Origin of the sequence: Paraburkholderia caffeinilytica (assembly GCF_051027425.1) — a bacterium.
GTDB classification, from domain to species: domain Bacteria; phylum Pseudomonadota; class Gammaproteobacteria; order Burkholderiales; family Burkholderiaceae; genus Paraburkholderia; species Paraburkholderia caffeinilytica_A.
Genome location: NZ_CP186552.1, coordinates 2251713 through 2275729, shown reverse-complemented (window position 1 = coordinate 2275729; position 24017 = coordinate 2251713). Strand labels below are relative to the sequence as shown.

Annotated in this window: 22 protein-coding genes and 1 pseudogene; 18 read left to right on the top strand and 5 right to left on the bottom strand. The window is 56.8% G+C overall.

Translation table 11 applies throughout. From position 1 onward, the window contains the following. The first annotated feature begins 43 nt into the window (after positions 1-43). The 5 genes and pseudogenes from ACOSV0_RS09870 to ACOSV0_RS09850 all read left to right on the top strand — a co-directional run bounded on the left by ACOSV0_RS09870 (position 44) and on the right by ACOSV0_RS09850 (position 4558). A complete protein-coding gene (locus ACOSV0_RS09870; protein ID WP_434110141.1) occupies positions 44-1585 on the top strand; it encodes a sugar ABC transporter ATP-binding protein in 1542 nt (513 codons plus the stop codon). Beyond that, entirely contained in the window at positions 1572-2612 is a 1041-nt protein-coding gene (gene mglC, locus ACOSV0_RS09865) for a galactose/methyl galactoside ABC transporter permease MglC (RefSeq protein ID WP_434110139.1), read from the top strand. The genes ACOSV0_RS09870 and mglC overlap by 14 nt, the downstream gene beginning before the upstream one ends. Before the next feature lie 50 nt (positions 2613-2662). Beyond that, a pseudogene (locus ACOSV0_RS09860) lies at positions 2663-2858 on the top strand (IS6 family transposase); the annotation flags it as partial. A 70-nt stretch (positions 2859-2928) separates the two neighbouring features. Next, a complete protein-coding gene (locus tag ACOSV0_RS09855; RefSeq protein WP_434110138.1) occupies positions 2929-3933 on the top strand; it encodes an aldo/keto reductase in 1005 nt (334 codons plus the stop codon). A 22-nt stretch (positions 3934-3955) separates the two neighbouring features. Next, positions 3956-4558 carry a DUF1349 domain-containing protein gene (locus ACOSV0_RS09850; RefSeq protein WP_434110137.1) on the top strand — a complete coding sequence of 201 codons (603 nt, stop codon included), beginning with the start codon at positions 3956-3958 and terminating at the stop codon, positions 4556-4558. A 483-nt stretch (positions 4559-5041) separates the two neighbouring features. Here the strand turns inward: ACOSV0_RS09850 and ACOSV0_RS09845 are convergent, their stop codons facing one another. Further along, on the bottom strand, positions 5042-5227 hold the full coding sequence (locus ACOSV0_RS09845; RefSeq protein WP_434110136.1) for a hypothetical protein: 186 nt from the start codon (positions 5225-5227) through the stop codon (positions 5042-5044). A gap of 117 nt (positions 5228-5344) precedes the next feature. Between ACOSV0_RS09845 and ACOSV0_RS09840 the strand changes: the two genes are divergently transcribed. The 3 genes from ACOSV0_RS09840 (at position 5345) to ACOSV0_RS09830 (ending at position 7619) form a co-directional block, all read left to right on the top strand. Next, positions 5345-6367 (top strand): NAD(P)-dependent oxidoreductase, encoded by a 1023-nt coding sequence (locus ACOSV0_RS09840; protein ID WP_434110135.1) that lies wholly within the window; start codon positions 5345-5347, stop codon positions 6365-6367. Beyond that, positions 6364-7206, top strand: coding sequence for an amidohydrolase family protein (locus tag ACOSV0_RS09835; RefSeq protein ID WP_434110134.1), 843 nt, complete (start codon positions 6364-6366; stop codon positions 7204-7206). Before ACOSV0_RS09840 ends, ACOSV0_RS09835 begins: the two co-directional genes overlap by 4 nt. A 266-nt stretch (positions 7207-7472) precedes the next feature. Next, positions 7473-7619: a hypothetical protein gene (locus ACOSV0_RS09830; RefSeq protein ID WP_434110133.1), complete on the top strand. Its 147-nt coding sequence runs from the start codon at positions 7473-7475 to the stop codon at positions 7617-7619. Positions 7620-7799: 180 nt separating this feature from the next. On the opposite strand, the gene ACOSV0_RS09825 is transcribed toward ACOSV0_RS09830, so the two are convergent. Next, positions 7800-8855, bottom strand: a complete 1056-nt coding sequence (locus ACOSV0_RS09825; protein WP_434110132.1) for an aldo/keto reductase — start codon at positions 8853-8855, stop codon at positions 7800-7802. A gap of 180 nt (positions 8856-9035) precedes the next feature. Here ACOSV0_RS09825 and ACOSV0_RS09820 point away from each other — a divergent pair, with 180 nt between their 5' ends. The 4 genes from ACOSV0_RS09820 (at position 9036) to ACOSV0_RS09805 (ending at position 11721) form a co-directional block, all read left to right on the top strand. Continuing rightward, positions 9036-9245: a helix-turn-helix domain-containing protein gene (locus ACOSV0_RS09820; protein ID WP_434110131.1), complete on the top strand. Its 210-nt coding sequence runs from the start codon at positions 9036-9038 to the stop codon at positions 9243-9245. Between the two features lie 82 nt (positions 9246-9327). Further along, positions 9328-9501: a hypothetical protein gene (locus ACOSV0_RS09815; RefSeq protein WP_434110130.1), complete on the top strand. Its 174-nt coding sequence runs from the start codon at positions 9328-9330 to the stop codon at positions 9499-9501. 229 nt (positions 9502-9730) lie between these two features. After that, positions 9731-9895: a hypothetical protein gene (locus ACOSV0_RS09810; RefSeq protein ID WP_434110129.1), complete on the top strand. Its 165-nt coding sequence runs from the start codon at positions 9731-9733 to the stop codon at positions 9893-9895. 596 nt (positions 9896-10491) lie between these two features. Beyond that, the gene (locus tag ACOSV0_RS09805; protein ID WP_434110128.1) at positions 10492-11721 is read left to right on the top strand and encodes a DNA-binding protein; all 1230 of its coding nucleotides are present in this window, start codon (positions 10492-10494) and stop codon (positions 11719-11721) included. Positions 11722-12112: 391 nt separating this feature from the next. On the opposite strand, the gene ACOSV0_RS09800 is transcribed toward ACOSV0_RS09805, so the two are convergent. Both ACOSV0_RS09800 and cheY read right to left on the bottom strand, forming a co-directional pair. After that, the gene (locus ACOSV0_RS09800) at positions 12113-12826 is read right to left on the bottom strand and encodes a protein phosphatase CheZ (protein ID WP_115783087.1); all 714 of its coding nucleotides are present in this window, start codon (positions 12824-12826) and stop codon (positions 12113-12115) included. Further along, positions 12823-13224 (bottom strand): chemotaxis response regulator CheY, encoded by a 402-nt coding sequence (cheY, locus tag ACOSV0_RS09795; protein ID WP_115783088.1) that lies wholly within the window; start codon positions 13222-13224, stop codon positions 12823-12825. Before cheY ends, ACOSV0_RS09800 begins: the two co-directional genes overlap by 4 nt. A gap of 1191 nt (positions 13225-14415) precedes the next feature. Here cheY and ACOSV0_RS09790 point away from each other — a divergent pair. Next, positions 14416-14766: a hypothetical protein gene (locus tag ACOSV0_RS09790; RefSeq protein ID WP_434110127.1), complete on the top strand. Its 351-nt coding sequence runs from the start codon at positions 14416-14418 to the stop codon at positions 14764-14766. Between the two features lie 25 nt (positions 14767-14791). Continuing rightward, entirely contained in the window at positions 14792-17860 is a 3069-nt protein-coding gene (locus ACOSV0_RS09785; RefSeq protein ID WP_434110125.1) for a PAS domain-containing sensor histidine kinase, read from the top strand. A gap of 127 nt (positions 17861-17987) precedes the next feature. Here ACOSV0_RS09785 and ACOSV0_RS09780 read toward each other — a convergent pair whose 3' ends face one another. Then, a complete protein-coding gene (locus tag ACOSV0_RS09780) occupies positions 17988-18113 on the bottom strand; it encodes a hypothetical protein (RefSeq protein WP_434110389.1) in 126 nt (41 codons plus the stop codon). A 635-nt stretch (positions 18114-18748) separates the two neighbouring features. On the opposite strand from ACOSV0_RS09780, the gene ACOSV0_RS09775 reads away from it, so the two are divergent. The 4 genes from ACOSV0_RS09775 to ACOSV0_RS09760 all read left to right on the top strand — a co-directional run bounded on the left by ACOSV0_RS09775 (position 18749) and on the right by ACOSV0_RS09760 (position 23513). Next, positions 18749-19402, top strand: a complete 654-nt coding sequence (locus tag ACOSV0_RS09775) for a hypothetical protein (RefSeq protein ID WP_434110124.1) — start codon at positions 18749-18751, stop codon at positions 19400-19402. A gap of 607 nt (positions 19403-20009) precedes the next feature. Next, positions 20010-21044, top strand: coding sequence for a rod shape-determining protein (locus ACOSV0_RS09770; protein ID WP_434110228.1), 1035 nt, complete (start codon positions 20010-20012; stop codon positions 21042-21044). 18 nt (positions 21045-21062) lie between these two features. Then, entirely contained in the window at positions 21063-21869 is an 807-nt protein-coding gene (locus ACOSV0_RS09765) for a DUF2968 domain-containing protein (protein ID WP_434110123.1), read from the top strand. A gap of 402 nt (positions 21870-22271) precedes the next feature. Then, entirely contained in the window at positions 22272-23513 is a 1242-nt protein-coding gene (locus tag ACOSV0_RS09760; RefSeq protein ID WP_434110122.1) for an alginate lyase family protein, read from the top strand. The last annotated feature ends 504 nt before the right edge of the window (positions 23514-24017 follow it).

Genomic DNA, 24017 nt, shown 5'->3' with positions numbered 1-24017 from the left:
AGCATGGGTGTCCCGTCATTTTGAAAAATGGGAGTCTTGCCTTATGTCCGAAACACCCAACCTTCTGGAGTTGCGAGGTATCTTCAAAGGTTTTCCCGGCGTCCAGGCCTTGGACAATGTCACCCTGAAAGTTAGCTCTGGGACCGTCCATGCGCTGATGGGTGAAAATGGAGCCGGAAAATCGACTTTGATGAAATGCCTTTTCGGCATGTATCAACCTGACTCGGGGAGCATCGTCCTCGACGGCAGCGTCAGGGCGTTTTCTAATTCCAGGCAAGCCCTCGATGCCGGCATTTCGATGATCCATCAGGAACTGCATCCCATTCCCTACCGCAGCGTGATGGAGAATCTCTGGCTGGGACGCTATCCCACTCGAAGAGTTGGTCCATTCCAACTGGTTGATCATCGCAAGATGCTAGCCGAGACGGTGAAGCTATTCACCGAACTCGAGATGGACCTCGATCCGAATATCTGGGTAACTTATCTTTCAGTTTCCAAGATTCAGTCCCTCGAGATCGCCAAGGCGGTTTCTTATAAGTCGCGAATCATCATCATGGACGAACCGACTTCCAGCCTGTCGGAGACTGAGGTCGGGCACTTGTTTCGGATCATCCGGAAGCTGAAGGCCGACGGCGTGGCGATCATTTACATTTCCCACAAGATGGAAGAGATCCTTCAGATCGCCGATGACGTCACGATCATGCGCGACGGACGACAAGTGGGCACCTATCCGGCGAACGAGTTGACGACCGACCTGATCATTAATCGCATGGTTGGACGCGATTTGACCCATCGGTTTCCGCCGCGGAGCAATGTTCCCGGCGAGGTCATCATGCGGGTCGAGAACTACACCTCGCCAAATCCGAAGTCCTTCAAGGACGTGTCCTTCGAATTGAGACGAGGCGAAATCCTTGGGGTCAGCGGCCTGGTCGGTGCCCAGAGAACCGAAGTGATGGAAGCGATCTTCGGCATGCGCCCCATCCAGGCCGGGAAGATTTTCCTGCACGGCAAGCCGAAATCAATCAAACACCCCGTCGATGCCCAAAAGAACCGCATGGCGCTCTTGACAGAGGAACGTCGAACTACCGGCATATTCCCCATCCTTCCTGTCTTCGAAAACACCTTGATGGCTCATTGGGGGCATTACGCCAAAGCGTGGGGGCTCCTCGATCTCAAGAAAGGCGAAGAGGATGTGCAAAAAAGCATTCGGACGCTGAGAGTGAAGACGCCGTCCAGTAAAGCCCTCATTCAGAATCTCTCGGGAGGTAATCAGCAGAAGATCGTCTTCTCCCGTTGGCTCCTTACCGAGCCAGACATTTTTATCCTGGACGAACCGACCCGGGGCATCGATGTCGGCGCCAAATTTGAAATTTACACGCTGATCGCAGAACTGGCCCAGCGGGGTAAGGGAATCATCATGATCTCGTCCGAATTGCCCGAGATATTGGGAATGTCCGACAGAATCATGGTCATGTGCGAAGGGCGCATGACCGGCATCGTATCGGGAGCTGAAGCAACGCAGGAAACCATCATGCATCTCTCGACCCAATTTATGACACAAGGACTACCGAATGGCAGCCATTGACACCACTTCAAGAAGACCTTTGGGTGCTCGGCTCAAGGAGATAGCCGGAAAGCGGGCGATGCTCTTCGTCCTCGTGGCCCTGATCGCAATTACGGGTATGGTTCAACCGTCGTTCCTCGATGTCTCCAACGTAATCAACGTGCTGATGATCTCGTCGGTGTACGTGATCCTGGCACTCGGCGAAGGCCCTATCCTTTTGACCAAGGGCGTTGATCTGTCTGCTGGTCGGGTCGTGGGGCTGACCGCCTGCATCGCGGCGTCCATGCTGCAACGGGTCGATTACGCCAGCAAGGTCTTTCCTGACCTGCCCGCTATTCCCCTGTGGGCACCGATCCTTCTGGCGATTGTCGCAGGGATTCTGGTCGGCATCCTGAACGGTTCGATCGTGGCTTTCCTGAAGGTGCCCCCGTTCATCACCACTTTGGGAACCATGGTCGTTGTGTACGGCGCCACCTCGCTGTATGTGGACCGCCCTCCGCACGGTGCAACGCCCATCGGTGGACTTCGCGATGACTTTACGAGGATTGCTAACGGTGCTTTCGACATCTGGGGGGACTTCCGATTACCGTATATCGTCATCATCGCCGCGCTCGTGGTCTTTTCGATGTGGGTACTGTTGAACCACACCAGAATGGGCAAGAACGTCTATGCCATCGGGGCGAATCCGGAAGCCGCGACAGTATCGGGTGTCAACGTCAACAAGACCCTTATCCTGGTTTATGTAATCGCGGGTGCCCTCTATGGCTTGGCGGGCTCCCTTCAGGCGGCCAGGCAGGGGAGCGCAACGAACAACCTGGGATTCACCTGGGAGCTGGACGGGATCGCGGCTTGTGTCATCGGCGGTGTATCGACCTCTGGCGGGATAGGAACGGTGGGAGGAATCGTGACCGGCGTCCTGATTCTGACCTTCTTGAACAACGCTCTGGTCATCCTCGGCGTGTCGGTCTACTGGCAGCAGATTTTCAAAGGGCTCATTATCGTCACCGCCGTCGGCATCGATATCAGGAAATACCTGAAAAAACGTTGATAAAACTCCGTGGAATTCTGCGTCATGTCTCATTAAGCATTGGCCGTGATCTGCGCCATATTGAGGAAGCGATGCAAGAGGCGTTGTTTTTGTTGGCCACTCAGCCGCACATGGCTGGGGATCGGGATGTTGTCGGTGTGGGTCGCTGTTTTCCGGCGGCGCAAACGACCCGTGAGCTCTAGCTGACGAATGGACGAGACCTGCATCAAAGTGGCAGGTCGATGGAAGTATCTTTACCGTGCGGTCGGCTTGTTACTAACGTCATGGCCATGACCGTACCTGTATTTCAACTATCAGAATGGAGCGTTAGTTACGCATGACCTATTTACCTTTGACCAATCGCTACGAAACCATGCCATACGCTCGCGTTGGTAAAAGCGGCCTGAAGTTACCGAGAATTTCTTTGGGACTCTGGAACAACTTCGGTGGCATCGATACGCACGAAAACAGCCGTGCCATGGTGTTGGGCGCCTTCGATCTGGGCATAACCCACATGGATTTGGCTAACAACTACGGGCCGCCTCCCGGTTCTGCGGAGGAGACGTTTGGGCGCATCATGCACACCGACCTCAAACCATTCCGCGATGAGCTGGTAGTTTCAACTAAAGCGGGTTACAACATGTGGTCAGGCCCCTACGGTGAATGGGGAAGCAGGAAATCCCTGATCGCCAGTCTCGACCAAAGCTTAAAGCGTATGGGATTGGAATACGTAGATATTTTTTACTCACACCGCTTTGATCCGGATACCCCTTTGGAAGAAACTATGGGCGCGCTAGACCAGGTGGTGCGCCAAGGCAAGGCGCTTTACGTGGGCATTTCAAACTACAACGGTGAGCAAACGAGACAGGCGGCCGTCATTCTCAAAAAATTGGGTACACCGTGTTTAATCCACCAACCTTACTACCATATGTTTAGTCGCGCTATTGAAAGCGATCTCCAGGATGTTTTGGATGAGGAGGGTATTGGCAGCATTGCGTTTTGTCCATTGGCACAAGGCTTGTTGACTGATAAATACCTGATGGGCATTCCCGACAATTCGCGCCTCGCCAAAAAAGCAGGCTTCATCAATGAAACAGAAGTTAGTCCCGGGAACATTGCGGCCTTACAACAACTCAACCGTATCGCCAAAGAGCGCGAACAGACTTTGGCGCAAATGGCCTTGGCGTGGGTGTTGCGTGGGGGTAGGGTGACATCTGCCCTAATCGGTGCCAGCCGTGTCACACAGATCGAAGAAAACGTGAAGGCGCTAAATAACCTGGACTTCACCGCGGACGAGTTAGCCCGTATTGAAGCAATCATCACTACGGTGAAATGGGCATAGGCGCGTCAAGGAAAATCGAACTATGAAACTCAAAGGTATCGATATCGGTGCGCCCGAGATTATAGGTTCAAGCACCGAAACAAGTACAGGATTTGATGTGGTTGCGGGAGGAGCAGACATCTGGGGAAGCAACGACCAGTTCCATTTTGTTTGCACCTCGTTTACAGGTGATTTTGACCTGCGGGTTCGGGTTCAATCCGCCGAACTTACGCATCCATACACCAAGATCGGTGTGATGGTGCGTGCGGATTTGCAAGCAGATGCTGTCCACTTTATGCAATGGGTATTTCCCGACAACCGGGCGCGCAACAACAATAGTGGAGGTTATGAGGCACAGTACCGCCAAACCAAAGGCGGTGTCTGCGTGGCTTTATACCCGCCGAAAAAGGGAGCCCTTCCGCCCGAATTTCCTGTTGATTTTCCTCACGTATGGTTACGCGTCGTGCGCAAAGCCAATGTTTTCACCGGCTGGGCAAGCATGGAAGGGGAGCATTGGACGGTTTACACCCAGACTGAGCTACCGCTGCCGCAGTCTGCGTTCGTCGGCCTTGCAGTGACTTCACACGACGCGCACACGCCAACACACGTTCAATTTCGAGATTTTCAGATTATGGAACTGGACTAAATATTCATATAGTTAGCATGTCAAATGGCTTTCTACCACGTCAAAATTTTCAAAAACAGATCGTGGCAATTCGTACGCGTTGCGGCGCCTGGCACTATATCGGTCACTTTATCCGCGTCCCACGCAGCGTGCGTTAATCTGCTTTAGAATTCGCCTATGAGTACCTTACGCTGTGCAGACCTTTACTACCTGCGGATTCGGCGGCTATGCTGCATAGGATTTCATCAAGCATTGAATTCACATTCTCAGGCCAGCGTTCAACGGTTGAGCACTGATGTCCGCAAGCAGTTGGCATTCGTTGTGCGGGCGGCAAGGCGGTGCGCCAGGGCGAGAAGATTGCCGTCTTTCTCAACCGCATCTCGCACAATGGCGCCCGCTGCACCGACCGCGTGATCAAAGGACAGGTATCCGAAGCATTTGGTGACTCCGGACCTGCCGACCTGAGCTGCACGATGGCGAGCAAGGTTGCGTCGATGCGCCTCACTACGACGGGCATGTCGCGATCAGCGACATGCTGGCGATCGGACTGATGTCGCGGCTCGACGCGCTCGGATTTGCGTGCCGGAAGACGTGTCCGTGGTCGGCATGGACGGGTTGCCGGTCTCGGGCGTTCGTCAAGCCCGGGTTGACATCGGTTTCCTTGCGGCTGGGCGAGATGGCCAGCGCCATTGCCGAACGCTCTGCCCAGCCTGATCGGCCCGTTTTCGATTTCCTGTTTAAACTCACTCCAATCACGCGTCAGTCGGTTGCCGCGCCGGCCCGCGCCAAGAAGGCAAGACCATCGATATGACCAAGATCTACCTCACGCATACGCCTGAGGCGCGAAAGAACTATTACGGCGAGCGGGCGCTCGCCGAACTCCGGACGCTCGGCGACGTGACCTTCAACGGGCTCGACCGGTCGCTGACGCTTGATGAATTCGCGTCGGCGGCAGCCGGCCATGACATCGTGGTAGCGAGCCGCGAAGCCGCCGCGCCCGCGGCCCTATTTGAGCGCCTACCGGATCTCATCGCGTTTTGCCGGGTCGCGGTGGACATTCGCAATATCGACGTGGACGCAGCCAGCCACCATGGCGTGCTCGTGACGCGCGCGACGCCGGGCTTCGATACTTCCGTCGCCGAATGGGTGATCGGCATGATGATCGACCTGAGCCGTGGCATCAGTGCTGCTGCGGCCGCTTACTGGCAGCATCGCGCGCCCGCGATCGCGATCGGCCGCGAACTGCGCGCGTCGACGCTGGGTGTGATCGGTTATGGCTTCATTGGACGACGCGTGGTGGCGCTCGCGCGCGCCCTGGGGATGTCGGTCGTGGTGTGCGATCCGCACGCGACGACCGTGGAAGCGGGTGTGGAACAGATGGAGTTTTCGGGAGTCCTTGCTCGTGCCGACTACGTTGTCTGCCTTGCAGCGGCCACACCTGAGACCGCCGATCTATTCGATGCCGACGCGTTCGCAAAAATGTCTCCGCATGCGTATTTCATCAACGCTTCGCGTGGTGAACTTGTCGATGAAGACGCGTTGCTCGACGCGCTCGACCGTGGCGTGATCGCGGGGGCTGCGGTCGATGTCGGGCGTGCCGCTGACCAGATGCCGAGCGCTGCGCTCGCCGCATACCCAAAGGTGATAGCGAGCCCACATGCGGGTGGACTGACGCCGCAGGCCATCGAGCATCAGGCGATGGATACCGTGCGTCAGATACGGGCGCTCATCGAGGGCGCGCTACCCGAGCACGCAGTAAATTTCGACCATGCGACGCGACTCGCGCGGCTGCCGGGATTTTCCGGCACCTATGATGGAGCACGGAATTGACCGACCCATTGCTTGATGCCTCCCAGGATGGATGCGATTGTCACGTCCATATCTACGAACTCCAACGCTATCCGCTTGCCGGCACGTCCACGTCTGGACCACCGAAAGCGACGTGGAACGATTACGTTGCCGTGCAGCACAAACTGGGTTTATCGCGTGTGGTGCTGGTACAGCCGACGGCCTACGGCTACGACAATCGATGCCTTCTCGATACCTTACATCTGGCTGGCGGCGCGGCGCGGGGTATCGTGGTGATCCGTCCGGACACGTCCCGGCAGACGCTTCAGGACATGCACGATGCCGGCGTGCGCGGCGTCCGTTTCATGATGATTCCAGGCAGCGGCGGACTGCTTGCGTGGGACGATCTGGAAACCGTGGCACAGCGGATTGCCGAATTTGGCTGGGTAATCAACCTGCAACTCGACGGCTGTGAATTGGCGGCTTACGAAGCGCGCTTGCGGGCGTTACCGTGTTTTCTAACCATCGATCACATTGGCAAGTTTCTGGAACCTGTGGGAATCGATCACCCGGGCTTCCGCAGCTTGCTAAATCTGCTCGATGCCGGGCGGACCTGGATCAAGGTGTCGGCGCCTTACGAGACGTCGAAGGTTGGGCCGCCCACGTACGACGATGTCGGGATCCTGGCACGCACGCTGGTCGAGGTGAATCCTGATCGGTGCATGTGGGCCAGCAATTGGCCGCATCCGAACCGGACCCCGCGGCCTGACGATGCGGCCATGCTGGCATTGCTGGATGAGTGGGCGCCCAGGGCGGGCGTGCGCGAGAAGGTGTTGAGCCGGACCGCGGCGGCGCTATATGGCTTCGATGCTTCCTCGTGATACGCGGAAGGTGGCACGGTCGTGCGTGTCGAGGCTAACCGTCGTTCAGCCGATGCAGTGCAGATAGATAAGGACAGACAGGTCGCCGCCGAGAGCTGGGCGCAACACACGCATGCGTACGTTTGTGCCGGCAGGTGGCGTAGGCACGTCGATATCGTCGATGTGCGTCACGGCTGGGCGGGCAGCAGGAATTCCTCGCGCACAAGACGAGCTTCTGTCATGTGACCACCCTGAGATGACTTGCAACGATTCAGCGGCACGATGACATGTCGCAAGCGAAGGATGTTCTGAGCGGCTGCCGGACGACGGGTCTGTGGGATGAGCATCTCGATTTCGGGCCGGGCAAGCGTGACATGCGGGTGTTCGATACGTCGTTCAGTCGTGTCGCTTGCGCGATCTGCTACGACATGTGATTTCCCGAAGTCTTCCGGATGGCCGCGACCGGCGGCACCGACATCCTGTGCCTGCCGATCAACGGGGTGTCGATGTGCGGGCTCAACCCGCGCGGTTGCCGGGGATTGCACAGCTGCTTGCAATGACCAGTGCGAATCTGGCGGACGCGCGCCAAACGGAACGGCGCCCACCGGACCAGCTCATGCCGTCAGATGTGGCCCGAGCAGCGACAGGTCGGCACCGCCGAGGCGGTCGCTCGCGGTCTGCAACTGATGCCAGTATGGGTAAAGCAGAGGAGGTGCGCTGACCGTGTCCAGCCTTGCGCGCTGATCTGCGCTCAGGGTGAGGTTCGCCGCGCCGAGGTTGTCCTGCAACTGCGCCTCGTTGCGTCCGCCGATGATGATCGAGGTGACGGCGGGTCGCGCCAGTGTCCACGCCAGCGTGACCTGTGCAGCGGACACCTTGTGCTCCTCGGCAATCTCAACAAGCGTGTCGACGATCGACCACAGACGTCCTTCGTCGCGAATCGGCGGCTCAGTCCAGCCGGCTAACTGGCGCGTGCCTTCCGGTGAGGCATTGCGGCGATGCTTGCCGGACAGCAGGCCGCCTGCAAGCGGACTCCAGACCAGAATGCCGAGCCCCTGGTCGAGCGCGATTGGCGCGAGTTCGTATTCGGCTTCGCGCGCTTCGAGCGTGTAGTGGATCTGCTGGCTGATGAAACGCGGCAGACGGTCACGTTCGCTTACATGCAGCGCCTTCATCAAGTGCCAGCCCGAGTAGTTCGAACAGCCGACATACCGGATTTTTCCGTGCCGCACGAGCAGGTCGAGTGCTTCGAGCGTTTCCTCGAGCGGCGTCAGCCCGTCCCAGTGATGGACCTGGTATAGATCAATTACGTCGGTTTTGAGCCGGCGCAGGCTCGCCTCGCAGGCCTGGATCAAATGGTGCCGCGACAGGCCGCGATCGTTCGGACCGTTGCCCATAGGCGAGCGGGCCTTCGTTGCAATCAGCACACCACCCTTGCGCTTGCCGCCAAGTGCCTCGCCGACGACTTCTTCGGACGCGCCGTTCGAATAGACGTCCGCTGTATCGATCAGGTTGACGCCCGCGTCGATGCACATGTCGATCTGCCGGCGTGCTCCGTCAAGGCCGACCTCGCCGACCTTCGCGAATTTCCCCTTACCGCCCATAGTCATGGTGCCCAGCGTGATGGTCGATACTTTGAGGCCTGAGCGGCCGAGTTGACGATATTCCAAGGTGAAACCCTCCTGTTATGTGGACAGTATCTTGAGCGTCTGGATGGCCCCAGGCCGGACGCACCGGGGTGGGTCGTGCCACGCAGTTTTTTGCAGCAAATGCGTCAATGCCCTCGACAATAAAGTAGTTTGACTTATCGTTCCAACGGAAATATGTGATTAAATTGTGCGTTATTGGTGATGAATCTGATGGTGTCTTTAGCGAGGCGGCAAGTAGACCTGAAACAACTTGAGCATTTCGTGGCGGTCGCCGAAGAACGGCATTTCACGCGCGCGTCGCGGCGCCTCAATCTCGTTCAGTCGGGGCTGTTGGCGTTGATTCGTTCGCTGGAGGAAGACCTTGGCGGGCCGCTGTTCATTCGTTGCAACGCGGGGCAGAGCTGTCCGTAGTAGTGCTGAACCAATGTAATGAGGGTGGACCGAAGGGGCGGCGTTATCCTGTTGACGAAGGTCGCTAACCTGCATGGTGGGGATGAGTGACACGACCTCAACGAAACGGTATTGCATTGCGAAGCACTCGGTATGGGAAGCGTATCAGCTGGTGGGAGCCAACCGGGGTTCTGCAGGCGTGGACGATGAAACGATCGCCATGTTCGAGCAGAACCTGTCGGGCAATCTGTACAAGTTGTGGAACCGGATGTCGTAGGGCTCGTGTTTCCCGCCACTGGTGAAGCAGGTTGAAATACCGAAGGCCAAGGGTGGTGCCAGAAAGCTCTGCGTCCCCACCGTGTCAGATCAAGTTTCCCAGACGGTTCGTCAAGGCGGGCTGGATCCTACTGTATATCGAGCGGTGGCTGACTGCGCCGTTTGAGACTGCGGACGGAGCGAGATAGCCGCGGGTGCGCGGTACACCATAGGGCGAAGTAGTCAGCCCGATGCTGATGAATCTGTTCATGCACTATGCGCTTGACGCATGGACGCAGCGACACTTCCCGCAATGTCCCTTTGCGCGTTATGCCGATGATGCGGTGGTTCACTGCCGCAGTCAGGCGCAGGAGGTCATGCACGCCATTGCCACGCGGCTGGCGGATAGCGAATGAATCTGACGACCACTGCGCCGCAATGAGTCGTGATATCAAGTCATCGTCCCACACAAAGCATTCGGCTCGCCAGCGCATTCTCAAATTTTTGTATATGAGCCGATTGTTGAATGAAGAGTCGTAGACCAAAAAACAAAAACGTTTGCGGACTGGATGCCTACGACAAAATCAGGAAATCCTTATCATTATCCAATCGAGAAAGTGAATGTCATCGCAGGACGTGGCTAACTGCGTGGCTTGTGGTCGTTGACCATTTGGCTTCCTGACGCGACGCTCGGAGCCAGACCTCGCTCTGGCAGGCACACAACCCGGGAAGTGCCCCGAACAGTAATAGCAGAATATTTTGTACTGCGCGTTAGACCATCCACACGGCAAACGGGTGACTTCATTTGCGTCGGTGCTACATTGGCATGCGTGTCCAAAGATTTCGTTACCTACTAAAGTATCGGCCAAGCAAGCCGTTTACCTTGATATGCTTGGTTCTGTTGATTACTTCTTCTGTTTTCCTCGATACGAGCACATTGCCAGGCAGCGCAGTGTTCTTCGGGCAGGTGCGTCAGCTAGGCAGCCGTATCGGCGTCTGATCAAAAGGATATATGAAAAGGGATGACGTACTTGAGATTGCGAACCGTCTAAAGAGTGAAGGTCGTGCAATCTCTCCTGTAACTGTTTGTCTGGAAGCATATGGCCAGTCACTGCCGGAAATTGCGGCAACGCTTCAGCAATGGCGCGAAGAAAGGATCGCGCCCGTGGATTCGGCGCTCGCGGCCTTGCCAACACCAGAAGATTTTGGCGATGTGATACGCGACGCCATCGAGCGTTGCTGGGCGGTGGCGCAAAAAAATGTGCGTGGACAGGTCGATGCGGAAATACGCGCGTTGAAGGAGCGAACCGAACAGGCCGAGCGGGAAACCGGTGTGTTGTACATCGACCTGACGCGTACGCTAAATGAATTGGAGAGCTGCAAGCTTAAGGTGGCCGAGCTTCAGCATTCCGCTACGGGAGCGACTCGCATGATCGCTGCGCGCGACGCTGACACAGTTCTCCCGATTGTCGACCGTTCGACAGCCACATCGAATGAAGCGCCAACAGAATCAGAAATCAATCCGGCAGCATTCGACGAACATGCGCCGGTCGTCGAGGAGCGTGCATACCAACCCCACATTGACAGTGCCGCCATCGACAAGCATCCGATGACAGATTCGCCTCTTGGCGCTCCCCGACCCTTCGACGAGACGGGCGCCGTGCCTGTAGAGGCAGCGCTCGAGGAAACCGCACAAACGCCTGCACCTGAGCCGGATCTTACCGTCGAGCCGGCCGAACGATTTAATGAGTTCGCGCCACAAGTTTTGCTCCCCGAGCTGGACAGCGTCGAAGGACTTGCCGAAGAGCTTGCTCTAGCGGAAACGCGTGCTTTGGCCGCCGAGGCTCGAGTGCAGGATCTCGAAGCGCAATTGGCAAATGCCGCTCAATCCGCCAATCCACCGGCCAATGACTCCACCGGTGTGCAGGCGGCGCAAGAAGCGGCGCAGCGTATCGCCGAGATGGAGGCCACGTTCGCCCAGGAGCGACAAACGCTTCAGACGAGGCTCGACGAAGCCAATCTTGAGAGCACGCAATGGAAGCAGCGTGCCGGGCAACTGCGCATTGAGTTCGCGCCGCTCAAGGAGCATGCCGCCTGGTTGAGCGCTCAGTCGGTTGGTCGCAGTGCCCTGTGCAGCAGACTGATTGTCGAGTTGGCCCGGGTGAGTCCCGGCAACCTGTTACTGCGGAAAGAAGTCCAGCAACAAATCGTCGACCAGGCAGCCCAAAACCATACTGGTTAGTTCTGCGGTCGCGAACGAGTTCGCCAGGATGGATGCTCAGGTGGGCGTCCATTTTTATTTGACGCCCACCCGCTGGCGCAAATATGGATAGAGTGACCAAAGTCAGCGACGCAAACGGCGACCGTAAGCACAGGCGATGTATGTTGGACGGGATGCGCCAAAGCGTGGAAGCAATGCTATCCGACATACCGATTGCCCACAATCCTCGCGGCGATGTCGAACGGCGGAATTGGCCGCTCTAAACCGGATGACGATCGCCTCAGGTCGAACTCATCAGTCATTCGAGGCGCTGACAGCGCACACCTGCACGCCCGCAACTATCAACGATCGAGTTGCTGTAGAGCCTACGGTGAGCCACTCACTTGCGCGCGCGCAGCAGCCAACTATTCGTCTAAAAACCTAAACTCGATAGCAGGTCGTCCACTGCCTCCTGGTCCGGCATCGCAATCGAGTCCGGGACAGGGGGGCTCTCGGACTGTTGCGCTCGGGAGCTCTCCGAAAATTCTCTCATCACCCGTTCAGCAAACATCGTGCGTCGCTCAGGAGAGATACGCTCCATTAGCAAGTCCGCCAGTTGCCGTTCCAGCGACAGAACGATTTCCGTCACCTTGCGCAGCACCTGACCGGTTAGATCCTGAAAGCTCTGCGCGACCAGCACTTCGCTCAATTGAGTATTTACCGTTGCCGTTGATTGGTGGAGTGATCTAAAGAAGCTACGCGTATCGGCAAACAACTGCGCGATGGTTTCACGGTTTGCGCCTTGCACCGCAATGGAGTTCCATCTCTGTGAAAGAGTGCTGGCAGAAGACCCAAGTCTTTCCAGGATCGGGCGCATGTCGTCGATTGCGTTGAGCGTACGGGTCGCCGCATCTTCGGTCAGTTTCTCGATATATTTGAGGCGATTGACAGCATCGGGAACCAGGGACAATGATGTGCGGATATCCGCATCTATTCCAAGTGTCTGCAATGCCTCGTAGAGGCTCCGGGTGATGCCTGCCACTCGCGCCAGTATCTCGTCCTCGCGCCCCGAAAGCGGCGTCGAAGTCAGTTCATCCGGATGCGTGACCGCATTTCGCACTACGGTTAGATCGCTGACACTATTCATGATGTCGCTCCGGGCTGTGCTATTTTCTCAACAATACGGGTGATCTTCTCGCCCAGTATCTCTGCGGTGAAAGGCTTCACGATGTATCCATTTGCCCCGGCCTGGGCCGCCGCCACGATATTTTCTTTCTTGGCCTCGGCTGTCACCATCAAGACGGGTAGCGTCTTAAGCTGGATGTCGGCACGAATCGCTTTAAGCAGAGTAAGCCCATCCATATTGGGCATGTTCCAGTCACTCAGGACAAAACCAAACTGCGCGCTTTTGAGATGTTGCAATGCCTCCACACCATCAGCTGCCTGAGCGATGTTCACGAACCCCAGTTCTCGCAAGAGGCTGGTAATTATCTGCCGCATGATTGGGAAGTCGTCCACCACGAGAATTTTGATTTTTGTGTTCATGTGTTGATCACCCTGGATCTCCAGATTTTACATGGGAAAATAATTGCCTTATCTCCCAGAGCGTGAATCGCTTGTCCCCACTTCAGCAACGCGCGTAGGGAAAAAACTATGATGAACCGGTGACGGTACGGCGTGCGGTATCCCTCTGTCAATCTCCGAGCTCATGTACAACACAAGATATTTCTCGACGCGTTTGCGCGCTCCTGATTCTGCGTTAGGGATGTTCTGATTTTATTGTCGGCAAGACTCCGAATTTATTATCCATACCCCTCTCTTCCAAAACGGTGTCGCCCCGCACAAGGCAGAGCCAAGTTGCAGCACCGGTTGCCGGATCCCATTCACCACATCAACTCGAGCCTATCCGGTGTCATGCTGCGCTTGCTGGGCATTCTCGTGGATCGGTGGCTGGAACTGGACGACACGATCAGCAAGCTTATCCATGAGATCGTGCCTGGAGGAGAAGAAAGGTTGTTACCTGTGAACTTTCCCACTTCTTGAGCTGTCACCTGATTCTGAAATGGTGCGGGGGAACGGTGTTTGACCCAACAGACTCTGCTATAGAGTTGATAGGTTCGCACCAAAAGTCGCTATGGAAGGGCGGCGTTCGTTCACGTAAGTTGCGACGTTCGATGGCTACCCGCGACATTTCGCCGGAAAGGTTGGGTGCGGGATCGATCGCTAATGCGGTCGTGAACCGCAAGCACTCAGAAGTGAGTAATCCTTGACGTCATGCGGGATGCGCCGGGAGCGGAAGTGCCGGTTCATCGTGCAACCGACGACGCTGACTGGGAAACGAAGGTCTTCAAGGAGTGATTCGCTGGTCTCACTATCTGGGCGGCCGATCCTCAGCGTGACAGGGCTCGGCAGCACGATTCTCAATTGACTTCGCGAATTGATCGATTCCGTCGTGCGTCATGCGTCGTGCCACTAAGGAGTTCCTTACAATTAATTCGGCATGCCCCTAATGAATTTTCTACGCGTCCTGATTGCTCGACTCGCATCGCGTGACTACGATTTGACAATCGTAGCGTGGGTCGTCTCGGAGTATCTATCGGACTTGCTGCTGTCCCGCAGGTGCTGCGCTCGTAGCGCTTTCGGGGCCACGCAGTGCAAGTGGTGCTTACGGACAGTCAGGCGCCGCCGCTGCGAGGTGACTACCGTTAGCGCGTAAGTCCGTCGGAAAATGTGCACATGAGTAGTAGCGAAGTAGGAGGCGGCCCGCAGAGGTTTGGTGATGGAAAATCTCTACCAAGAGAATCGGTGAACGCGCTGAACGCGGCATTGGCCAATGTACCGCAATACTCGCGCTGTCTATCGTCGACGATTCCGATCCATCTGCGCTGGTACGTCTCAAATCTGCTCACTTGGCGTGCGCTTAAAGAAATGCTTTCCGAGGACGGTATTTCCATCGATCATTCGACCAGCCGCTGCAGGACCTGCGAGCTTCTGTCCCTGTTGGGAATGGGGTCGTGCTACCGCACGCGTGCAGTTGGCGGAGGGCTAGGAAGCCGCCGGATACTTCCGCGTACTGACGCCGACTGAAGGCACGATTCGGTGCTATTCAGCGGTGTATCCCAACAAGCGTCTGAATGAGTTCGCAAGTGAAATCATGGTAGGTATGATTCAAGACGAAGTGGAACGGCAATATACGAATCTTCAAGGGGATCGCGAAAATCTGGAGCGACCGGTGGCCGATCGTAACGAACTGCTGGAACTGACGAACTTTGCCCTTAATCGGGTGCATGAGGCAGCTTATCTGATCGATGAGGGCGGTCGTTTCGTCTATGTCAACGAGGAGTCCTGCCGATCGCTTGGATACAGTTTCGCCGAACTGCTGCAGATGACCGTGATGGATATCGATCCGGGATGGACGATCGAGCGATTGACTCAGGCCTGGAGGGAGCTTCGCGAAGAGGGGGCGGCCTCTATGGAAACTACGCACCGTCGGAAGGATGGCAGCATATTGCCTGTCGAAGTGAGCGCGAGTTATTTCGAGTACGGCGGTAAAGAGTACAACCTGTCACTGGTACGGGACGTCACGGAGCGGGAGCGAACCAAGCTCGCGTTACGGGAGAGCGAGCACCGTTACAGGCAAATCTTCGACAATGTCTCGGATGTACTCTCTTTGCTCGAAGTGACCCCGGAAGGGCGTTTTCGTATTCTCGAGATCAACCCGGCCGGCGAACAATCGCTCGGTATCCCGAGGGCGGGTTTGATCGGAAAATGCGTGGACGAGGTGGTGTCGAAGGAAATGTCGGAAGGTCTGTGCGACAGATACCGACAATGTGTTCAGTCCGGTGTGGCTTTCTACGATGAGCGGACGCACGAATTCCCCAGCGGCCGCCGCCATTACCACTCGACACTTATCCCCTTGCGCGACGAGTCGGGCCGCATTCACCGGATCGTCGGTATCGGGCGCGACATTACGGTGCAGAAACAGGCAGAATCGCTACTGATTACGCAGTTGGAACTCGAAACGCAGTTGCACAGATTGGCGGAAAACACGCCGGGCTTTATGTGCCGCTATGACCGGCAATGCCGCTTGGTCTACGCGAATTCGGGGCTTGCTTTGATGGTGGGTAGACCGTTGATTGACCTGTTGGGCAAGACACCTACGGAACATAGCCCTAGCCGCCGGTACGCGCAGTATCAGACGTTGATTGAAACGGTCATCAATACCGGGATAGAGCATAATTTTGAAATCATGGTGCCCGATGGCGGCAGCCGCGAGCGTTACCATTATATTCGCATCATTCCGGAGCGGGGAATACGGGACGAGATCGTAGGTGTGCTTACTCTTGGGTTCGACATTACCGAGCGCAAGGAGACGGCGGAGCGGCTATATGCGAGCGAACAGGCTTTCCGCGCCGTTGTAGAGCATTCACCTGACTACATCGCTCGTTACGATCTGGGGTATCGCCGCGTATACGCAAACCCGGCGCTATTGAAACTCATGGGGCCCCGTGCTGGCGAAGTGCTCGGCACGACGCCGGCAGAGCTGTCAAAGTTCGTCGATGCTTCCCGGTATATGGACCAGCTGCAACGCGTGGCCGAGACAGGCAACGAGGTGGCAGATGAGGTGCGGCTGCTTGATGCCACAGGCCGGATTCGCTGGGGACATACGCGTATCGTTCCCGAGTTTGCACCCGACGGTAAGGTTGTCAGCCTGCTGGCCATCAGCCGCGACATTGACGAACTGAAAAAAAGCGAACATCTCTTTCGCACATTGACCGAGAATTTTCCGGATTTCATTGCCCGGTTCGACAGGGATGGACGTCACATCTATGTCAATCCGGTCATAGCGGGGGCCTTCGGCGTTTCCCAGAAGGCCTTTGTCGGCAAGCCGCCACTCGATATGGCTCCTACCAGTGAAGTGGGTCAGAACGAGCGTCTTAGGCTGGGAATCCAGCGGGCCTTCAATGAAGGGCAACCGAACGAGGATGAGGCACATTGGCGCACAGCACAGGGCGTACGCATATTCGAGGTGCGGCACATCCCGGAAAGGGATGCCGAGGGCAAGGTTGTCAGCGTGCTGGGTATTGCGCGCGATATCACAAAACTAAGAAACATCGAACTGGCATTGCGGGACAGCGAGAGGGCTTTTCGCACGTTGGCGGAAAACGCGCCAGATCCCATCATCCGTTATGATCGGAACTGCCGACGTACGTATGTGAATCCGGAGTTCGAGCGGGTAAGTGGGATCGAGGCAGCGAAATTGCTCGGCGAGACCGCGGGCCGGATGTCGGGCGTACCGGCCGTGGTGGCACGGCGGTTTCGGGCGCAATTGAGAAAGATCCTGAAGGGTGGAGTGGCGGCTAAATTCGAGCTCGCTTGGAGTGACCGTGGCAGGCCACAATGCTGGTACGTCCATGCAGTCCCTGAGTGCAATTCAGACGGTGTAGTTCACAGCGTCCTGACTGTCTGGCGAGACATTACCGAGCGCAAGCAAGCCGAGCGCCGTCTGCGCGAGTCTTACGAACTGCTCCAGGAACTCACCTCGCGACGTGAAACGGCACGTGAGGAGGAACGTAAGCGCATCGCTCGTGAGATGCACGACGAACTGGGCCAGCACCTGACGGCGCTTCGCATGGGGGCGTCGACGCTGCGCATCCGGTTCGGTCATGACAATCCAGCCCTCGGCGAGCACGTCCAAAAAATACTTGAACTCGCTGACAAAACGATGCAAGTGGTACGCGACGTCGTCGCTTCGCTGCGTCCTGCCGTCCTCGACGCGGGCATCGCTGCAGCGCTTGAATGGCTGGCCGCCGAATTTTCGAACAATGGGGAGACCGCTTGTCGCCTGTTCGTGCGGGAAGAAAATATGACACTTGCGGAGGATCAGGCCGTAGCGCTGTTCCGAATCGTCCAGGAGGCACTGACCAATGTCAGGCGACATGCCGTGGCGCGACACGTATTCATTGCGTTGGAGCAACGGGGTTGCGATTGCCTGCTGGAAGTGCGCGATGATGGCAGGGGATTCGATCCAGTGACAGTCCATAAAAAGTCCTTCGGACTAATGGGAATGAAAGAGCGCGCGCTCATGCTCGGTGGCGAGATCGGCATTGCTAGTTCGCCGGGCAAAGGCACCGCTATCAAGGTACGCGTTCCCACTAGTCCGGCTGCTGAGAAGTCGTGATCCGGCTTGTAGCCGTACCCATCCACTGCTGTGGCCCAAGCCGGTCGGGGCCGAAAGTTCGGATGGGTTCTGCAGGTATCGGGCCACCCGCCAGGGCAGCAATTCGTCGACGCGGTTGATCGGTTGATTAGCGATGCATGTCAGCACGTGGCACTTCAAGTAGTGGCAACTTGAACAAGCTGACCACCTGCGCGAGCCGTGTTGCCTGATCGCGCAGTTCAGCCGCGATGTGTTCCGCGTCGCCGACAATCATTGCATTCTGCTGGGTCGCCTCACCGATCTGAGTGGCTCGCATTAGATCAAAGTTTGGGACTAGTTTGTCAACTGAAGATCGAGCGCGTAGCACCTGTGGAGGTAAGCTCATTCACCCATTGGAGGCTCGCTTGCCGCTTGCAAAGGCGGCGCGAGTCGGTGTCTCGGGCGGGCGCCAGCCAGAGATCACCATCCGCCCGCTCGGCCCGATGACAACACCCCGCGAAACATGGGGGGCAGGGATTGAAATCGTGCCACGTTTGGCTGAGAAAATCTCCGGGTCCCTTGGAGTCGAGACAGTAATGGGGCAGTATTTCCTGACAAAGAAATCAGCGAGGCTCCCAGGAAATATCCGCATTCCCTGACTGCGTCGAAATTGGACGCTCGAATACGATCGAGCATCTGAGGTGTAGTGTACCGGCGACGATGTTGATGCGTTGCATGTACGAGGTCGCACCACCAGATTCGGGAAAGCGGGGGACCGCTGCGCATCGCTGCCTTTACGCCTGTGATGAGGCGTTTCGATTCACCAGAAACTTGCTTTCGTAGCATAAGTCCAGGTGCGTGTAAAACGCGAACAGAATGCAACCAGATGCCACTATCAGGCCCGACACAAGGGTCAAAGGAATCTGAAGTATGAAACGCCTGGTTGCGCCTTTGTTTGTAGGCGTTATCACGCTCCACACGACACTCGCACAGGCGAATGAAGTTTATGGTCAGGTAGGCACAGAGGGTATCGGCATCGGTTATAGCTATGTGCTGGGTGCGCTGGACAATGTTCGTGCCGAGTTAAACGGTTGCAGTATTTCGCACGACTTCAATTCGGGAGGCTTGCACTACGATGGCAAGGTTAACCTCGCACACGGGGGTATCTATGGGGACTTTTTCCTCGCGTCGAACCCGGTGTCCTTCCGGTTGACCGCCGGCGTACTGATCGGCACCGATAACATCGACGCGACCGCCAACAGCTCGTCGGGAACATACACGATCAATGGCATCGCGTATCCGACGTTGGGTCAGAGTATCCACGCGAAGGCGATCTTCCCCGTCTTGCGCCCGTACCTCGGCATTGGTCTTGGCCACACGCCGACTGCACAAAAGGGTTTCTCGATGTTCTTCGACGCTGGTGTAGCGTACGGCAAGCCTCACGTTGATCTCGAGGTGCCGGCCGACATCCTTGCCGAGGCGGGGCAGGCTAGCGTCGACGCAGAGAAGCGATCGCTGCAGAACACGGCGGATAGGTTGCGCTTCTATCCAGTGTTGAAGATCGGCTGGACGTATCGGTTCTGATGGGTTTCTTCGCAGCGAAGTTCAGCCGTATGTCACGAGCGCCCGGAACAGGGATCGTCTGGTTAAGAGCAGGCATTGAGCAGCTCATCACACGATCCGTCCCGGCAAAAAGTAGATGCGACGTCGGCTCTGGTGTGCTGGTCCGGTTACGGATCGCTACTTCGATGACAAGTAGAAAATGCGTGGAATCTTACCTTTACAAAATGTAGCCGAGGCTCGGGACGGCGCATGAATTGCTTGATGTCCCGTCTAATACCGCAGCGGTTTCGATGCTCGGCGAGATGCCTTGAGCCACCGCAGCGCAGAGCACAACCATAACTACGCAATTGCAGCGTACGCGCATGAGAATGGCGGCAATGGTAAGGGTACGGTTGAGGTGGCCATTGAATCTGCGAATGTGAACTCGGGTGCGAATTCATAGGCTTTATTCGCGATGGGCTTGCGACACGAGTTTTGACCGTGACTCATTGAAAGGCCGAGACGAGACTGTCCCGGCATCTTGTTGCAAACCCAAGGTGATCTGTTCGCACGACCGCGCCAGCAAGCGAACGACAGAGGGCCTCCAATTATAGTAGATCGCGCTGTAACAAGCGGACCATCCATGACTTTGTTTTCGCAATTCCGGGGACTTCTCCAAACTGATATCGCTCTCGACGTCGGTACGGCCAACACACGCATCTATAGCCGCGACAAAGGAATGGTGCTCGATGAGGCATCGGTGATCTGCGTGAGTTCAGGTGGGCAAACCGACGCGAGCGTGCGGCCGACGCAAGTGGTCGGCGGGGAGGCCAAGCGTATGCTCGGCCGCTTGCCCAGAAACATTGAAGCGATTCGGCCGATCCACGGTGGAGTGATCGCGCATTTTTCCGAAACTCAACGGATGATCGGCGAGTTTATCAAGATGGGGCGTGCGAGGCGCATGCTATCGGCGTCGCTCCATGCCACCGTCGGTGTGCCGAGCGGGGCGACGCAAGTCGAACGTCGAGCGATCAAGGAGGCCATTCAGGGCGCAGGCGTGACTCACGTCATGTTGCTTGAGAAACCCATTGCTGCAGCGCTTGGGGCGGGCGTTGCCGTGTTCGACGCGATTGGCTCGCTGGTCGTGGATATCGGCGCGGGATCGACCGAGATCGGAGTCGTGGCGCTCGGTAGCGTTGCCCATAAGGCGTCGGCGCGCGTGGGGGGAGATACCTTCGATCGAGCTATTATCAACCACCTTCGCCGTGCGCGTGGACTGGTAATCGGTGAGCAGACGGCAGAACGTATCAAGCACGAAATCGGGTGCGCAATCGCTGGTGACGATGAAACCTGCGTGGAGGTGACTGGGCACAACTTGTCCGAGGGCATCCCGCGCACACTGCAGGTCTCAAGTAGCGAGGTTTTTGAGGCCCTCTGCGATCCGTTGAATCAGATTGTCTCTCTGCTCAAAAGCGCGCTTGAGCGCACACCGCCGGAATTGGCGACGGACATCGCAGACCGCGGGATCGTTCTCAGTGGCGGAAGCGCGCGTTTGCATTCGATGGACCGCCGTCTTGCGCAGGAAACAGGGTTGCGAGTGCTGGTCGCGACGGATCCAATGACATGCGTCGTACGCGGTATGGGCATGGCAATCGACAGCCTGCAATCCTATTGCTTTGAATGATCCCACGACAAATCCAGTATGAAAATGAAACACACTTTGGCGCGATCTACACTCCGCTGCGCAATCCTTCTCGCGACGTTAGGCGTTGCCGGATTGGCCTTTTCTCAAACGGACCAACCCGCGCCAACAGGCGTCGCAATACCAGATGAACTGAAGCCGATCAGCGCAAGCTCGACAGTTGCCGCTTCGCAGTCGGCCGTGAGGTCTCCGGTGGGTGGCAATGTTGCGGCACTGACGAAGTTAGTGGCGGCTGGGAAGGTTGCGGAGATAGAATCGTCGTCAGCCGCTGAATATCGTGTGCAACTGTTTTTGCAAGGCGATGGAGCGACTTACTACGTCGCACTAAGCCAACAGAACGAATATTGGCTTGTCATGACGACGCCCAACTATGCGCGTGCTCAATCCCAATACCATGCATTTGTTCGGCGTATGGTCCAGTTGGCTGCGGCGCATCTGTTGCGTGTGAATCTGGAAATGCAGAATGCGGCGGCGCGGCGAAGGCTCGCAGAGACTCAAGCCCTAGTCGAACGACTGCAGGCGGACCTGGAGGTTGCGCAGACTCAGCGCGATGAGTCCGACGCATTACAGGACATCACGGCACAGCGGATCATGATGTTACGAAAGGATGAAGAGTCCGAGCATGCAATGCTGGCGGATTCGGCGCGAAAGATACGCGTATTGCAGCGACAACTCAATGCTGGCCTGTCGCCAGTGACGGCGAAAGTAACGCTAAAGAGAAAATCGCATGTTCGCCATCCATCGGCTACCACTCGGACGGCGACTAAGGCGAGTGCATCGCTCTCTTGGGAAAGGCTGGCAAAATGAGCCGATAAAGTGATTGGGGATCGGCTGAGTCGCCACCGCTTGTCCACACCCTCTGCAACACAGTACGGAATATCCACCGGTTGCCCGGTGCGAATAGCGTCGTGATCCAGCAGGTGTTCTCCCCCCAGTATCGCGTCTTCGCACAGTCGAAGCGGTAATCGCATCAAGAACTGCGCTATCCAGACCTTTCCTAACGGCGCTCACTTGCTGTGCAAGGATGGCCGAACGCCGAGTCAGATATCTTGCGTTCTAGTGCGCATTCAATTGATTTTACGGAAGCAAACCCGTCAATTTGAGCATGTGTCGCAGTTTGCCGAGGCTTGCAGCACCTTTGTTTGCGAGTCGGCAGGAAATGCCAGTCGCAATCGTTGTTTTTGTCACACGCGAAACAAAGGAAGATAAATGAAAGAACCATATAGCACGTGGGTCATCGGGTTTGCGGTGGCTACCACATTGCTCGTCGGCTGTGTGACGCAACAGCAAAGCCATACGGCGACTGGCGCGAGAGTTGGATTTGTCACAGAAGCACCAGCGAAGGATGATCAAGTCTTTGTACACCCTGGCTTGCTGCACACGCAGCACGACTTTGATCGAATGCGCATCAAGGTCGCCCATGGAGATCAGCCCTGGACTGCAGGTTGGCAGAGACTCGTTGCCAATCGACATTCTTCGCTCGACTGGAGGCCCAATCCCCGAGGGGTCGTATATCGGGGCGCCGACGGGCATCATGCAGAGAACTATCCAGACCTCTTCAATGATGCCGCTGCCGCTTACGCCCTGGCTTTACGTTGGAAGATCTCAGGTAACGACGCGTATGCCGCAAAAGCGGTCGAGATTCTGGACGCCTGGTCATCAACCCTGAGGGAGATTGACGGCACGTCGGACAAATTCCTCGCCTCGGGAATCTACGGCTACCAGTTTGCGAACGCCGCTGAAATCCTACGCAGCTATCCCAAGTGGCGTGCGGCCGATTTCCGTCGGTTCCGGACCATGATGCTGAAGGTCTTCTATCCGATGAATCACGACTTCCTGGTCCGCCACAACGGTGCGAAGATCGACCACTATTGGGCGAACTGGGATCTCGCGAACATGGACTCCATGCTTGCCATCGGGGTGCTCACGGATCGTCGCGACATCTACGACGAAGCCACAGAATATTTCAGGCACGGCGCCGGGAACGGCTCTATTGCGCATGTCGTGTGGAAAATCTACAGTGGCGGAATCGGGCAGGTTCAGGAGAGCGGACGTGATCAGGGGCATACCATGCTCGACGTATCGCTGCTCGGAACGTTCTGCCAGATGGCGTGGAATCAGGGCGACGATCTGTTCGGCTACGATCATAATAGAGTTCTGCTCGGTGCAGAGTATGCAGCCAGATACAACCTGGGTTATGACGTACCCTACGCTCCCTACGCCAACAGCGACGTCACGCAGGCCGTGATCTCCAGTAATTCTCGTGGCGACATGCGGCCTATCTGGGAAATGCTGTATAACCACTACGTTGTGCTCAAAGGGTTAAGTGCGCCGGATGTGAAAGCCTTCGCGCAGAAGGCGCGTGTGGAAGGTGGCGGTGGCGACTACGGCCCCAACAGCGGTGGATTCGACCAACTCGGCTACGGGACGTTGACTTTCACGCTGAAGTAGCCAAATTCGGGGAGCGTTGAAGGGGCACCGGCGGAGGGTATCTGAAGTCAGTGCAATGGAGTGCGAAGCAAAATGGCGCGGGATGTGAATCTCTTCAGCCTTGAAGAGGCTGTGTTTCGAATGACCGACCTTCCTGGCGGATTCGCCGACCGTGGACGTCTGATGCCTCGGCCATTTCGCGGACATTGTCGCTTTCGATCGGGAAACGCTGTTTGACCGAGCGACCTTTGAGTATCCACCGCGACCGGCATCGATCAGGTGTTCGTCAATGGTGTTGCTGTGTGGCAGGACGGGGCCTCAACGGCGGCTTGTCCCGGGTCTGCGCTGTGGCCGAAGCTGATTGACCAGAATCACCGTTCGATCGTTTGCGATCATAGGGAAATTGTCCGGGATGCAATCGTGGTGCACAGGGGTATTCAGACGGAAATACCCGCTGACTGCAGCGCGGTCATGAATGGATTCGTTCGTGCAGGAAATTGTGCCGGCAATGTGGCAGCACAACGA

Excerpts from the sequence above, each read along its gene's own strand:
- ACOSV0_RS09870 (WP_434110141.1), top strand. The coding sequence starts at position 44 with ATGTCCGAAACACCCAACCTTCTGGAGTTGCGAGGTATCTTCAAAGGT.
- mglC (WP_434110139.1), top strand. The coding sequence starts at position 1,572 with ATGGCAGCCATTGACACCACTTCAAGAAGACCTTTGGGTGCTCGGCTC.
- ACOSV0_RS09855 (WP_434110138.1), top strand. The coding sequence starts at position 2,929 with ATGACCTATTTACCTTTGACCAATCGCTACGAAACCATGCCATACGCT.
- ACOSV0_RS09850 (WP_434110137.1), top strand. The coding sequence starts at position 3,956 with ATGAAACTCAAAGGTATCGATATCGGTGCGCCCGAGATTATAGGTTCA.
- ACOSV0_RS09845 (WP_434110136.1), bottom strand. The coding sequence starts at position 5,227 with ATGGCGCTGGCCATCTCGCCCAGCCGCAAGGAAACCGATGTCAACCCG.
- ACOSV0_RS09840 (WP_434110135.1), top strand. The coding sequence starts at position 5,345 with ATGACCAAGATCTACCTCACGCATACGCCTGAGGCGCGAAAGAACTAT.
- ACOSV0_RS09830 (WP_434110133.1), top strand. The coding sequence starts at position 7,473 with ATGTCGCAAGCGAAGGATGTTCTGAGCGGCTGCCGGACGACGGGTCTG.
- ACOSV0_RS09820 (WP_434110131.1), top strand. The coding sequence starts at position 9,036 with ATGAATCTGATGGTGTCTTTAGCGAGGCGGCAAGTAGACCTGAAACAA.
- ACOSV0_RS09815 (WP_434110130.1), top strand. The coding sequence starts at position 9,328 with ATGAGTGACACGACCTCAACGAAACGGTATTGCATTGCGAAGCACTCG.
- ACOSV0_RS09810 (WP_434110129.1), top strand. The coding sequence starts at position 9,731 with ATGCTGATGAATCTGTTCATGCACTATGCGCTTGACGCATGGACGCAG.
- ACOSV0_RS09805 (WP_434110128.1), top strand. The coding sequence starts at position 10,492 with ATGAAAAGGGATGACGTACTTGAGATTGCGAACCGTCTAAAGAGTGAA.
- ACOSV0_RS09800 (WP_115783087.1), bottom strand. The coding sequence starts at position 12,826 with ATGAATAGTGTCAGCGATCTAACCGTAGTGCGAAATGCGGTCACGCAT.
- cheY (WP_115783088.1), bottom strand. The coding sequence starts at position 13,224 with ATGAACACAAAAATCAAAATTCTCGTGGTGGACGACTTCCCAATCATG.
- ACOSV0_RS09790 (WP_434110127.1), top strand. The coding sequence starts at position 14,416 with ATGAGTAGTAGCGAAGTAGGAGGCGGCCCGCAGAGGTTTGGTGATGGA.
- ACOSV0_RS09780 (WP_434110389.1), bottom strand. The coding sequence starts at position 18,113 with ATGATTGTCGGCGACGCGGAACACATCGCGGCTGAACTGCGCGATCAG.
- ACOSV0_RS09775 (WP_434110124.1), top strand. The coding sequence starts at position 18,749 with ATGAAACGCCTGGTTGCGCCTTTGTTTGTAGGCGTTATCACGCTCCAC.
- ACOSV0_RS09765 (WP_434110123.1), top strand. The coding sequence starts at position 21,063 with ATGAAAATGAAACACACTTTGGCGCGATCTACACTCCGCTGCGCAATC.
- ACOSV0_RS09760 (WP_434110122.1), top strand. The coding sequence starts at position 22,272 with ATGAAAGAACCATATAGCACGTGGGTCATCGGGTTTGCGGTGGCTACC.